The organism is Domibacillus sp. PGB-M46 (assembly GCF_022668875.1).
In the GTDB taxonomy this organism is placed as follows: Bacteria; Bacillota; Bacilli; order Bacillales; family Domibacillaceae; genus Domibacillus.
The window spans coordinates 16,841-28,579 of the sequence record NZ_JAKGCR010000015.1; the positions used below are offsets into that span (position 1 = coordinate 16,841).

Genomic DNA, 11,739 nt, shown 5'->3' on the forward strand with positions numbered 1-11,739 from the left:
TATGAGGAGGAATACACGGACAGCAGGTGATTTATTTCTTTAAGTTGTTCTCATATACGAAAGAAGCCCGAATATCGTATAATAGTAAAATAACTTGATTGTTCAATTTTTAACATGTTTCCTCCGCCTATAGAGAAAAATTTAAGGATCAGGGGTAAAGAGAAAAAATGAGAGAAATGGAACTTTATAAGAGAGAAGACGGGCTTCCGGCAGTCGTTCAACACCTTCTTGACCGATCCGGCAGCAGTGTTTCTGTTGAAATTCATGATTCGGAAGGCCGCCATACGATCGCTGGCGGCAAATACAGCCTGGCTCAGCATAAAATTACGCTTTATTGGGATGGTATTCAGGAACAGTGCCGGACACTCTACGGCTCATTGAAGCCATTTGAACAGCATTTAGCCGCTGTGTTTGCCCATGAACTTGGCCATGCGGAAGACCGGGAGCTGGAAGAGCTGGCCGAACAGCTTGACCGCACGGGTGATCCGCTTGAGAAAAAACGGATCGCTCTGCGGATTGAAACAAACGCATGGAGTTACGCGAGCCGTCTTTTACAGGAACACAACAGTGAATTTTTACATTTCTTGATGCATATGTCGCTAGAACCGTATCACGATGGTGCGGCTTAAAGTATTTATACACGAAAAGCCCGCGGGCAACATCTTCAAAGAAGATATTGTCCCCGGGCTTTTTTAACGTTATTGAAGGAGCCTCAAGCATCCTTTTAACGGCGGCTTTTTTGTCCGCCTTTGCGTCCTGCTTCTTCACGGCTCATTTTGCCATCGTTGTCATCATTTTCGGAATTACGGCCTCTGGCTTCTCCGCCCTTTTGTCCGATTTCCTGATAGAACTCTTTGTCATGGCTTTCAGCGGTAGCTTCTCCGCCTTTTTGTCCGATCTCCTGGTAGAATTCTTCACCATGATTTTCAGCGGTAGCTTCTCCGCCTTTTTGTCCGATTTCCTGATAGAACTCTTTGTCATGGCTTTCAGCGGTAGCTTCTCCGCCTTTTTGCCCGATTTCCTGGTAGAATTCTTTGTCATGGCTTTCAGCGGTAGCTTCTCCGCCTTTTTGTCCAATCTCCTGGTAGAATTCTTTATCGTGATTTTTTGCTGTTGCTTCTCCACCTTTACGTCCTGCTTCTTCTCGACTCATTTTATCATTGTTATTATTAGCCATCGAAAATTCCTCCTCAGTAAATTTGGATTTTGCTTACGGTTGTATGTTACCCGGCTCTCAATCAATCAAACTGAATTTGTAAAAAAAGATCGAAAGAACTAAAAAGGCGCTTTCAAGCGCAGGAAAAAGCCTCTTCATCTATTCTTTTATTCTCAGTTCTTTATGAAAACCTTGCAGTACCTCCATGTTATGCCAGCTGCTGTTCAGCAAATTCACGGTACAATTTATGAGACTCGAGCAGCTCCTCGTGCGTTCCCATTCCCGTAACCTGCCCTTTTTCAATGAAAATAATTTGATCGGCGTTGACAATCGTAGAAAGCCTGTGAGCGATCACAAAGGTGGTTCGGCCTTCCATTAATTGCACCAGCGCTTCTTGGACAATCCCTTCTGATTGACTGTCAAGGCTGGCTGTTGCTTCATCCATCATTAAAATTTTCGGTTCCCGCAAAAAAGCGCGGGCAATCGCAATACGCTGTCTCTGGCCGCCGGACAGCTTCACACCGCGTTCGCCTACTTTTGTATCCAAACCGTTCGGAAAGCTTCTAATAAACTGGTCGGCATAAGCCATTCTCGCTACTTCCCACAGTCGTTCATCCGGAATTGTTTTGCCGCCTGCCAGCCCATAAATCAAGTTTTCCCGAATCGTGCCAGCCATCATGGCACTTTCCTGGGATACATAGCCGATTTGACTGCGCCACGAAGCCATTGATAAGTCCGTAATAGGTGTTGAGCCAATTCGAATTTCACCGGAAGACGGTTCATAAAATCGCTCAAGCAGACCGAACATCGTCGTTTTGCCGCCGCCGCTCGGTCCGGCGAAGGCAATCATATCACCTGGCTGTGCTGTAAAAGACACTCCTTTTAAAACAGGCTCTTCTTTGCCGTAGGCGAACGATACGTTGTCTACGTGGATAGGTTCGTCCTTAATATCCATGGCTATTCCATCCTGTCCAGGCTCCGGCGTCAAATCCAGAATCGTGATAATCCGTTCAGTGGCTCCTTTTGCTTTTTGAAGCTGGGTGAAAAACATCGCGAATGAGGTAATGGGCATAATAATTTGAAACAAATAAAGCAAAAAGGCGACAAGGGCACCGGTTGACATAGTTCCGTTTGACACACGTATGCCGCCGTAGCCGATAATCATCACAACGACGATCATGACAACAAGGTACATAACCGGCGCGATCAGGGCGAAAATCCGTGCTTCCTTCAATCCAAACTGAAAGAGTCTTTCAATTCCCGCTAATCCCTTCCTTTCTTCGCTTTGTTCAGCCGTTGAAGCTTTCATTAAGCGAATTTCACCGAGCGTCTGCTGCACGTGTCCGGTAAAAGCGGCTGTTTCATCCTGCAGCCCGCGCGAGATTTTCGCCATCTTTCGCCCAAGCGGAAACATAATGGCGATCGTCAGCGGCACAGAGGCGAGCATCAGCATCGTCATTTTCCAATCCATTAAAAGTAAAATGATCACAGCACCGACAATCGAAATGATGCCAGAAATAAATTGAGGAAATCGGTTAGAAATCAAGTCCTGTACGACACTTGTATCATTTACGACCCGGCTGACGGTTTCTCCGCTTGACTGCCGATCGAAATAGGAAACAGGCAGCCGGATCAGCTTCATCCACATCCGGTCACGCAGGCTTGAGACAATCTTATAACCGACAACGCTGAGCCAGTAAATCGAGAGGCCGTTAATGACAGCCTGGGCAATAAAGGCAAGGGCGATGGCAGACATGAGGGGTACACTCAAGGAAGAAAGCGAAAAGCCATCGACCAGGTTTTTGGTCAGTAAAGGAACGACCAGCCCGGCAGCTGTCGTCAGCACGCTTGCTGCCAGTCCGGCAACAAGCAGCCGCTGTGGAAACTCGGACGACAAAAGAAGAGAAACAAAAGGCTTTAAGCTGTTCGGTCGGTTTTCCACCAGAATAAACTCCTATCTATACTCGTTTTTCTTTTAGTATACTCTCTTAAGAAATAAAACAGCATGGCCAAAGCTTTGCAGGGAACGGAAGCCTTTTTACGAAAAAAAGCTATATTTCCGGCAAAAGGGGGAAAACAAAGAGGAGCATAAAACATAAAGGAGAGATGTGGATGTCCGGACAAAACGAAATGCCGCATGAAGAAGGGCTGGATCAAAGCTTAAGCCTGCTTAGAGAAGGATACATGTACATACCAAGCCGGCGCAGGTCTTTTCAATCCGATTTGTTTGAAACGCGTTTAATGGGGAAGCCGGCGATTTGTATGGGCGGCAAGGAAGCGGCTGCTTTGTTTTATGATCCGGCAAAGTTTCAGCGGGAAGGGGCAGCGCCGAAGAGAGTCGTTAAAACGCTGTTTGGAGAAGGCGGCGTTCAAACACTTGACGGGGAAGCACACCGGCAGCGCAAAGCGGCTTTTATGTCTTTAATGGCTCCGAGACACATTGCCCGGCTGAATGGCATCGCCGAAGAACAGTGGAAAGAGGCAGCAAGGAAGTGGACACAGCAAAACGAGATCGTTTTATACAGAGAAGCCAAAGAACTGCTGTGCCGGATTGCCTGCCAATGGGCCGGTGTGCCGCTTGAGGAAGAGGAAGTACAGCAGCGGACAGAGGAATTGAGTGCTTTGTTTGAATCCGCCGTTTCAGCCGGACCGGAATACTGGAAAACACGCCGATCCAGACGAAAAGCTGAAAAGTGGGTAGGCGGCCTGATTGAAGAGGTGCGGGCTGGAAAGCTTCATCCGCCGGAAGAATCAACGCTGTATGTGTTTTCTCATCATCAGGAGCTGGGTGGTGAAGTATTAGATACAAAAACAGCCGCTGTAGAAGTGGTCAATATTTTAAGGCCGATTACAGCGGTGTCCATTTACCTTGCTTTTACAGCACTGGCGCTGCATCAGTTTCCAGAGCAAAAACCAAAATTAACGCCTGCCAATGGTTCCTATACAACATGTTTTGTGCAGGAGGTCCGCCGCTTTTATCCGTTTTTTCCTTTCACGGGCGCTAAAGTGAAAAAAGATTTTGAATGGCGGGGCATGCACTTTAAGGAAGGAACGTTAGCGCTTCTCGATTTATACGGCACCAACCATGACCCGCATCTATGGGAAAATCCGGATTTGTTTCAGCCGGAACGGTTTGAAGAGTGGGACAAAAGCCCGTTCGATTTTATTCCGCAGGGCGGCGGCGACTATCATAATGGGCATCGCTGCGCAGGAGAATGGATTACGGTCGGGCTGATGAAAGTAAGTGTTGATTTTCTCGTTAACCGTTTGTCTTATGAAGTACCTGAGCAGGATATCAGTTTCAGTATGACCAGCATGCCAAGCATGCCGAAAAGCGGCTTTATCATGCGTAACATTCAATTAAAGGAGTGAAGATAATGAAAACACAAATCAATGATAATGTTCTTGAACTTATGGTCGGAGACATTACTGAGCAGGCAACAGAAGCGATCGTTAATGCCGCTAATGGGTCACTGCTTGGAGGCGGCGGGGTAGACGGAGCCATTCACCAGGCAGCAGGGCATGCACTAATGGACGAGTGCAAAAAAATCCGTACTGAACAGCTGAACGGGGAAGAGCTGGCAACAGGTAAAGCCGTTCTGACAAAAGGGTACGAGCTGCCGGCTGAATATGTGATTCACACAGTAGGCCCTGTGTGGGGCGGCGGATCAGAAGGAGAAGAAGAAAAGCTTGCTTCCTGTTACCAGAATACCTTAATGCTGGCAGCGGATAACGGGATTAAAAGCATCACATTCCCATCCATCTCGACCGGTGTATACGGTTTTCCGATCGAGCAGGCAGCGGTTGTCGCTCTCCGCACGGTCATCGATTTTCTGGAGAAGCAGGCATTTGGCTATGTAGCTTTTACATTGTTTTCAGATCACGACTACCGGATTTATGAAGCGGCTATGAACCGCGTTATGCAGGAAGAAGGCCGCTGAGCAAGCTCGGCGGTTTTTTTGTGCGTGCTATCCCTTGTTTCACAAAGCGGTCATTGTTTGGCATAATAGGGGTTTAGAAAAATAGATCAATATGTAAAGTAAAGAGGTAGAAAGATGACTCTGCAGCAGTTGAAGTATGTGATTGAAATTGTACACTGCGGTTCGATTAATGAAGCAGCACGCCGGCTTTTTTTGTCACAGCCGAGCTTGTCAAAAGCCGTAAAAGAGCTGGAGGCTGAACTTGGTATTACTATTTTTATACGGACACCAAAAGGCATTACACTGTCCACAGATGGAGCGGAATTTTTAGGCTATGCACGCCAGGTAGTCGAGCAGGCAGAACTGCTTGAGCGGCGCTATTTAGGATCCCCGCCGGCACGCCAGCTTTTCTCTGTTTCCACACAGCATTATGCATTTGCCGTCAATGCATTTGTAGAAATGATTAAAAAGCATGGAGCAGATGAGTACCAGTTTACACTGCGTGAAACGAGAACCTATGAAATTATCGAGGACGTGAAAAACCTGCGCAGCGAGATTGGGATTCTTTATATCAGTTCTTTTAATGAAAAAGTGATGGGACAGCTGCTGAAGGAAGAAGGGCTTTTGTTTCATCCTCTATTTGAAGCGAAACCGCACATTTTTGTCAGCGCTCAAAATCCACTGGCCGGCCAAGCCTCCGTTACACTTGAAGACCTGGAAGAATACCCGCGCTTGTCGTTTGAGCAGGGGGAATTCAATTCCTTTTATTATGCAGAAGAGCTGTTCAGCACGCTTCCGCGCTCTAAAAGCATTCAGGTGAGCGACCGGGCTACGCTGTTTAATTTATTGATTGGATTGAATGGATACACGATTTCTACCGGTATTTTAAGCGAGGATTTAAACGGCTCGAATATTGTGCCGGTACCGCTTGAGGCAGATGAAGCGATTACGGTCGGCTGGATCGCACATGAAAAAACACAGCTTGGCCGGATGGCGCACGTGTATCTCCAAGAGCTTCAAAATATCATCGAAGCTCATTTGGCTCCGTGATATAACTTTTATCTATAGCGGAAAATCTATTTTAACCGTTATGCTATACCTTTGTTTCATAATGATACATACAACTTAATGAACGAAGGGAATTCATACAAACGACCGCACAAATAAAAATCCTTTTAGGTTGTTGGGGGTCGAAAAAACAGGGGAGATCTTTCCCTGTTTTTTCTTTAACTTTTCTAGAGGGCTGGCGAAAAATGTTCGAAACATGAGCCGGTTTCCTGTAGGATAGAAGAAACAAGTATATTTTACAGGTGATGACATGGCATTTTTATTAATGGTCTTTTTTTCGCTTATTCCGCTTACAACGTTTGTCATTTTGTTTCGCCTTAAGTATCAGCGTATCACCTATCCGCTTGCTGTTTTTTACTTAGCGGTTTCAATGTGGCAGATGAGCATTGCTGTTCTCTACGGTGAGGACTGGCTGAATCAGGGAACGATTGAAAGCTTGTTCCGCTTTTTTAGAATGGGAACAGTTGTTTTTGCTCCGCTTTTATTTTATATGGTCTATCAGCTGCTTTTTTTTGAAGAACTGCAGTTTGATGTCCGGAAAAAGAAAATACTTCAAAAGATGATCAATCGCTTTTCCTATATTGGGATGCTCATTTGGACTATTGTCGTTTATATAATCAGCTGGACACGGCTTGGGATTGCCGGTTTTGATCGCCATTCCATCCCGCCGTTTAACGAAGAGTTTTACTATCCGGTGGCGGGCCCGCTCGGCTGGACGTTCTCGATTCATATTTTATTGATTATTGTGATGGATTTGCTCGCTATTTATTTAACATTTAAAATCGTCGACAAGCATCGCCGCACGTTCTTAAGAGTCTTTTTTGTTTCTCTTTTATTAGCGTACTCATTCGGGGTAATCAATTTATCATCGGACAGCCCTTTGTTTCAAGCGATTTTGGCTCTTATTATTTTAGTAATGGGCATTTTCACAGCATACGTAAAATTGATTTACAACAAAATGGAGGAAGTAAACGGACAGCTGTTGATTCAGCAGCTTTTTCTCCGAAGAGTCATTGATGCGAATCCGAATTTTATTTATGCAAAAGACCAGTACGGGCGCTTTACGATGGCGAACGCCGCCATTTCTGCTTTATATGGCGTTTCTTCTGAACAAATGCTTGGAAAACGGGAAAGCGATTTTTATGCAAATCCAAAGCAGGCAGAAGAGATGGCAAAGGAAGATATGTATCTGCTGGAGAAAGATGAAGCAAAGATACAAGAAAAACAGTACTTGCAAACGCCGGATAACCGTATTTACACAGTACAAATAACGAAAAAACCGCTCTTTTTTTCAGCAGGGCATAAGGAACTGCTTTGTGTAGCGACGGATATTACCGAAATGGAGCAAAAGGAAGAATATATACGAAAAACAGAAAAGTTGAATATTGTCGGTCAGCTGGCCGCCGGCGTTGCTCATGAGATTCGCAATCCGCTCACTTCCTTAAAGGGATTTATTCAGCTGATTGATCAGGAATATTCCATTGATCCGAAATATACGAAGATTATGCTTGATGAGCTTGAGCGTATTGAGTTCGTTTCGAGCGAGATGCTCGTTCTTGCTAAGCCTGAAGTCATCGTGAAACAAAGCATTACCTTGAGCCATTTAATGAGAGACGTTGTTGACCTTTTAAATATGCAGGCTATCACCCAAAGCATCAATATTCAAATGGAGCCGTTTAAGGAAGAGGTTGAGCTTGAAGGAAATGCAAATCAGCTTAAGCAGGTATTTATTAATGTGTTGAAAAATGCGGTGGAAGCCTCGCCGAAAAATAGTATCATTGCCATTGACCACGAGCAAATCTATAACAGGCTGGCCGTTTCTATAACAGACCGGGGAATGGGCATGCCAAAAGAGCGGCTGGAAAAGCTCGGGGAACCTTTTTATACGAGTAAGGAAAAAGGCACGGGACTTGGACTGATGGTCAGCATGAGAATTATAAAGGAGCACGGCGGCGATATGACATTCCAAAGCCGTGAAGGAAAAGGCACAAAGGTAACCGTTTGGCTGCCGATTAAAGCGGGTGAGAAGGAAGAGAAAAGCGCAGGCGCCTGACTTTCGTCCGAAAAAAAAGAAACCGCCCAAAAAGCATGCTTCCATAGAAAAGGAAGCATGCTATTTTTAATAGATGGTTTTTTCTTTTTTATATGTTTTCACAGCCGGCGGTTCGTACGCATGAAACGAGCGGATCAGCTGTGCTGCCGAATCATGGACTAAGAGCATGGAACGGTACTGATCCTGTAAAAATTGTTCAGTGGTCATATGATCAAAGAAGGAAACGAGCGGATCAAAATAATTCGCAGCATTCAACAGGCCGATCGGCTTTTGATGAAGGCCGATTTGCGCCCACGTAAACACTTCAAAAAACTCTTCCATCGTGCCGGCGCCGCCCGGCAGTACAATAAATGCATCAGCAAGCTCGGCCATTTTCGCTTTTCTTTCATGCATCGACTCCACAACATGCAGTTCGGTAAGCCGGGTATGGGCAATTTCCCGCTCCTTCAGCAAGGTTGGAATCACGCCGATTACTTCGCCGCCTTCCCGCAAAACCGTGTCGGCTACTGTCCCCATGAGGCCCGCGCTCGATCCGCCATAAACAAGGCTGATACCCCGCTTGGCTAGTTCTTTTCCGAGTGAAACAGCGCTGTCTGTATAGCTTATTGATGCGCCGCTTGCCGAACCGCAAAAAACTGCTATTCTCTTCATCCACTTAGCCCCGTTTCTTTTCTTTTTCTTCAAGTATACTTTGTTTGTTAGGAAAACAGAACAGCAGAGTCCCGATCTTTACAGTAGATTTACATCGGCCATGTACAATCCTCTTTATGTGACGTATAGTCAATAGAAGGACGTATTATGAAAGGGGATTGGGAGATGAACGTAGTTATTACAAAACAAGTACATGCACCGCAGGACCTTGTGTTCAGCATGTGGACAGATGGAAACCATTTGCTGCACTGGTGGGGATCGCCGGGTGTGAAGCTTGATGTTGTATCGATTAACGTGAAGCCAGGCGGGCTGTTTCACTACAAGCAGACACTGCCGGATGGACAAGTGGTGTACGGAAAATTTACATATCATAAAGTGGAATCACCGAACAAGCTTGCTTTTACCAGTTCATTTGCGGACGAACAAGGGGGGACGGTCCGTGCGCCATTCAATGAAAGCTGGCCGCTTGAAGTTTTAAATACGCTCAGTTTTTCGGAAGAAAACGGCGAGACGACGATTGAGATAGAAGGACTGCCGTTTAATGCGACAGAAGAAGAAAGAGCGGTGTTTCAATCCGCCGAAGAAGCCATTAAAAAAGGGTTTTTCGGAACATTTGCACAGCTTGAAGACTATATAGAAAATATCCGATCATAAAGAAACTTTTATAAGGGACGATTCGTTTTTTGGATGAAAAAGACGATCGGTCCCTTTTTTATATGTTATTTCCACACTTTTCTATTAACCCGCAGGCGAAAATGTCTTTTTTCACAGTCTAACGCTTCTCTCCGCTGGGTATAACACTAGTACGATCAAGGTTTTTCTGGAGGAGGAAATACAGTGAAATGGCAGGGAAGAAGAGGCAGCTCAAACGTGGAAGACCGGCGGGGCATGGGCGGAAAAGCGGTGCTTGGCGGCGGGATTGGTGGAGTTGGCTTAATTATAGTGCTTATTTTTACGCTGCTTGGCGGTGATCCGTCTCAATTACTTGGCGGTATGTCGGGCACCAATACGGTTCCTTACGAAGAAACTGAACAAGATCAGGAGCTTGCCGAGTTTGTGTCTGTTGTGCTGGCTGATACAGAAGATGTATGGACCAAAGTATTTCAGGAAGAAGGCATGGTATACGAAAAACCGGTTTTAGTCTTATATTCAGGCAGTGTAGACTCTGCCTGCGGAACCGCCACCTCAGCGGTCGGTCCTTTTTATTGTCCGGGTGACCAGAAGCTCTACATCGATTTAAGTTTTTATCAAGAACTGCAAAGCAAGTTTCAAGCACCTGGAGACTTTGCAATGGCGTATGTGATCGCCCACGAAGTCGGGCACCACGTTCAAACACTGCTGGGCACCTCTCAAAAAGTACATGCTTTGCGGGAGCAGCTGAGCGAAGAAGAGTACAACAAATATTCGGTTAAGCTGGAACTGCAGGCCGACTACTATGCGGGCGTCTGGGCTCATCATGCCCAGGGAATGGATTTGCTTGAAGAAGGTGACGTAGAAGAAGCATTGACTGCGGCAAGCGCCGTCGGAGATGATACGATTCAAAAGCGTTCACAAGGATATGCTGTACCGGACAGCTTCACGCACGGTACGTCAGAGCAGCGGAAAAAATGGTTTTACCGCGGTTTTCAATCCGGTAATTTAGAAAACGGAGACACATTCAACGCAAAGGATTTATAAAGGGCTTAGGCAAGGTTATGAATAACAGGCCGGATGATTCTGATGCATAGCCGGAAAAAGCTTTTACTGGCCCGGCAGCAGAATAACTTGGCTCATTATAAAAAATCCAGAAGAGGCACAATAAAAGAAGAGGTTTTAACGGCCGTTGAAACCTCTTCTTTTTTCTTTCGCTTAAAAAGTCGTATAATGGGTTGTACATGAAAAAAGCTGGAGGGAATCATGATGGAAAAATTGCAATCAATGGATCAATTTGAGCAGTTGAAAAAAGAAGAGCGCGTTGTTTTAATGTTTTCAGCGGACTGGTGCCCGGACTGCCGGGTCATTGAGCCGATCTTGCCGGGTATTGAAGCGGATTACCCGGAGTATCAGTTTATTTATGTAGACCGGGATGAGTTTATTGACTTGTGCGGTGAGCTGAATGTATTTGGTATTCCGAGCTTCGTCGCTTACCATAGCGGAGAAGAAGCGGGCCGATTTGTCAGCAAAGACCGGAAAACACAGGAAGAAATCGAAGCGTTCCTTAACAGTTTATCCGCTTGATTGTCTTATGCCGCTGCTCTGATTTGAGCAGTGGTTTTTTCGTGGGCGCAGCCCGGCGGTAAAAACGAAACGGCCTGCTGTTGAAGGAAGAAGCGGACATAGTATAATGAAGTATACTGCTTCATGCACAGGATGATTATTTTGCAGAAATAGGTGAACGTGAAGATGGAAAACGATCAAAAGGCGCCGCTGTTTAACGGGTGGCTCGCCTTGACTAGGATGCAGGCGGCTGTTGCTCAGGATCTGGAGGGGGCACTGCAGCAGGAGCACGGCCTTTCGCTAAATGAATGCTATGTACTGCTGTTTTTATCAGAAGCTCCTGAGAAAAAGTTAAAATTGTATCAGCTGCAGGAAATGGTCGGGTTAAGTCAAAGTGCGATGTCCCGCCTGGTAAACCGGCTGGAAGAAAAAAACTGCCAGGTTCTCAGGCGCCATAGCTGCGAGGATGACCGCCGTGCCATTTACGCTTCGCTTACAAAAGAAGGGGAAGAAAAGTTGAAAAAGGTATTAAATACTTTTTGCAAAACGCTTGAGTCCGCTTTTTCAAGCTCGGCTGTTCAAGAAAGTCTTCAGTCTGCATTTCGCCAGCTGAAAAGATAACTGTGTTTAGAAAGCTTTCCATTTGGGGAAAGCTTTTTTGTATGCAAGGCGCATTGTTTGACAGGTAAGTTTCA

The 11,739-nt window shown here is 45.8% G+C and carries 12 protein-coding genes; 9 read left to right on the top strand and 3 right to left on the bottom strand.

Annotation, left to right across the window (positions count from 1 at the left end; translation table 11 throughout):
* The first annotated feature begins 167 nt into the window (after positions 1 to 167).
* The gene (locus tag L2D08_RS15850) at positions 168 to 629 is read left to right on the top strand and encodes a hypothetical protein (RefSeq protein WP_242235091.1); all 462 of its coding nucleotides are present in this window, start codon (positions 168 to 170) and stop codon (positions 627 to 629) included.
* Positions 630 to 724: 95 nt separating this feature from the next.
* On the opposite strand, the gene gsiB is transcribed toward L2D08_RS15850, so the two are convergent.
* Together gsiB and L2D08_RS15860 are read right to left on the bottom strand one after the other, a co-directional pair.
* Positions 725 to 1,177, bottom strand: coding sequence for a KGG domain-containing protein (gene gsiB, locus L2D08_RS15855; protein ID WP_242235093.1), 453 nt, complete (start codon positions 1,175 to 1,177; stop codon positions 725 to 727).
* A gap of 187 nt (positions 1,178 to 1,364) precedes the next feature.
* Entirely contained in the window at positions 1,365 to 3,098 is a 1,734-nt protein-coding gene (locus tag L2D08_RS15860; protein WP_242235095.1) for an ABC transporter ATP-binding protein, read from the bottom strand.
* Between the two features lie 170 nt (positions 3,099 to 3,268).
* On the opposite strand from L2D08_RS15860, the gene cypC reads away from it, so the two are divergent.
* From cypC to L2D08_RS15880, 4 genes are all read left to right on the top strand, one after another.
* Positions 3,269 to 4,528 (top strand): CYP152 family fatty-acid peroxygenase CypC, encoded by a 1,260-nt coding sequence (gene cypC, locus L2D08_RS15865; protein ID WP_242235097.1) that lies wholly within the window; start codon positions 3,269 to 3,271, stop codon positions 4,526 to 4,528.
* Positions 4,529 to 4,533: 5 nt separating this feature from the next.
* Complete coding sequence (locus tag L2D08_RS15870) at positions 4,534 to 5,097, top strand: O-acetyl-ADP-ribose deacetylase (protein ID WP_242235099.1); 564 nt, start codon at positions 4,534 to 4,536, stop codon at positions 5,095 to 5,097.
* A gap of 114 nt (positions 5,098 to 5,211) precedes the next feature.
* On the top strand, positions 5,212 to 6,126 hold the full coding sequence (locus L2D08_RS15875; protein ID WP_242235101.1) for a LysR family transcriptional regulator: 915 nt from the start codon (positions 5,212 to 5,214) through the stop codon (positions 6,124 to 6,126).
* A gap of 268 nt (positions 6,127 to 6,394) precedes the next feature.
* The gene (locus L2D08_RS15880; protein ID WP_242235103.1) at positions 6,395 to 8,197 is read left to right on the top strand and encodes an ATP-binding protein; all 1,803 of its coding nucleotides are present in this window, start codon (positions 6,395 to 6,397) and stop codon (positions 8,195 to 8,197) included.
* 66 nt (positions 8,198 to 8,263) lie between these two features.
* Here the strand turns inward: L2D08_RS15880 and L2D08_RS15885 are convergent, their stop codons facing one another.
* Positions 8,264 to 8,848 (bottom strand): LOG family protein, encoded by a 585-nt coding sequence (locus L2D08_RS15885; protein WP_242235105.1) that lies wholly within the window; start codon positions 8,846 to 8,848, stop codon positions 8,264 to 8,266.
* A gap of 165 nt (positions 8,849 to 9,013) precedes the next feature.
* Here L2D08_RS15885 and L2D08_RS15890 point away from each other — a divergent pair, with 165 nt between their 5' ends.
* From L2D08_RS15890 to L2D08_RS15905, 4 genes are all read left to right on the top strand, one after another.
* Entirely contained in the window at positions 9,014 to 9,502 is a 489-nt protein-coding gene (locus L2D08_RS15890) for an SRPBCC family protein (RefSeq protein WP_242235106.1), read from the top strand.
* 183 nt (positions 9,503 to 9,685) lie between these two features.
* Positions 9,686 to 10,525, top strand: a complete 840-nt coding sequence (gene ypfJ / locus L2D08_RS15895; protein WP_242235108.1) for a KPN_02809 family neutral zinc metallopeptidase — start codon at positions 9,686 to 9,688, stop codon at positions 10,523 to 10,525.
* A 222-nt stretch (positions 10,526 to 10,747) separates the two neighbouring features.
* Positions 10,748 to 11,065, top strand: a complete 318-nt coding sequence (locus L2D08_RS15900; RefSeq protein ID WP_242235109.1) for a thioredoxin family protein — start codon at positions 10,748 to 10,750, stop codon at positions 11,063 to 11,065.
* Positions 11,066 to 11,230: 165 nt separating this feature from the next.
* The gene (locus tag L2D08_RS15905) at positions 11,231 to 11,665 is read left to right on the top strand and encodes a MarR family winged helix-turn-helix transcriptional regulator (protein ID WP_242235112.1); all 435 of its coding nucleotides are present in this window, start codon (positions 11,231 to 11,233) and stop codon (positions 11,663 to 11,665) included.
* The last annotated feature ends 74 nt before the right edge of the window (positions 11,666 to 11,739 follow it).

What these genes read in the sequence shown, in the direction of transcription:
- L2D08_RS15890 (WP_242235106.1), top strand. Translation starts at nt 9,014, where the DNA reads ATGAACGTAGTTATTACAAAACAAGTACATGCACCGCAGGACCTTGTG.
- L2D08_RS15900 (WP_242235109.1), top strand. Translation starts at nt 10,748, where the DNA reads ATGGAAAAATTGCAATCAATGGATCAATTTGAGCAGTTGAAAAAAGAA.
- L2D08_RS15870 (WP_242235099.1), top strand. Translation starts at nt 4,534, where the DNA reads ATGAAAACACAAATCAATGATAATGTTCTTGAACTTATGGTCGGAGAC.
- L2D08_RS15880 (WP_242235103.1), top strand. Translation starts at nt 6,395, where the DNA reads ATGGCATTTTTATTAATGGTCTTTTTTTCGCTTATTCCGCTTACAACG.
- L2D08_RS15905 (WP_242235112.1), top strand. Translation starts at nt 11,231, where the DNA reads ATGGAAAACGATCAAAAGGCGCCGCTGTTTAACGGGTGGCTCGCCTTG.
- gsiB (WP_242235093.1), bottom strand. Translation starts at nt 1,177, where the DNA reads ATGGCTAATAATAACAATGATAAAATGAGTCGAGAAGAAGCAGGACGT.
- L2D08_RS15885 (WP_242235105.1), bottom strand. Translation starts at nt 8,848, where the DNA reads ATGAAGAGAATAGCAGTTTTTTGCGGTTCGGCAAGCGGCGCATCAATA.
- cypC (WP_242235097.1), top strand. Translation starts at nt 3,269, where the DNA reads ATGTCCGGACAAAACGAAATGCCGCATGAAGAAGGGCTGGATCAAAGC.
- L2D08_RS15850 (WP_242235091.1), top strand. Translation starts at nt 168, where the DNA reads ATGAGAGAAATGGAACTTTATAAGAGAGAAGACGGGCTTCCGGCAGTC.
- L2D08_RS15875 (WP_242235101.1), top strand. Translation starts at nt 5,212, where the DNA reads ATGACTCTGCAGCAGTTGAAGTATGTGATTGAAATTGTACACTGCGGT.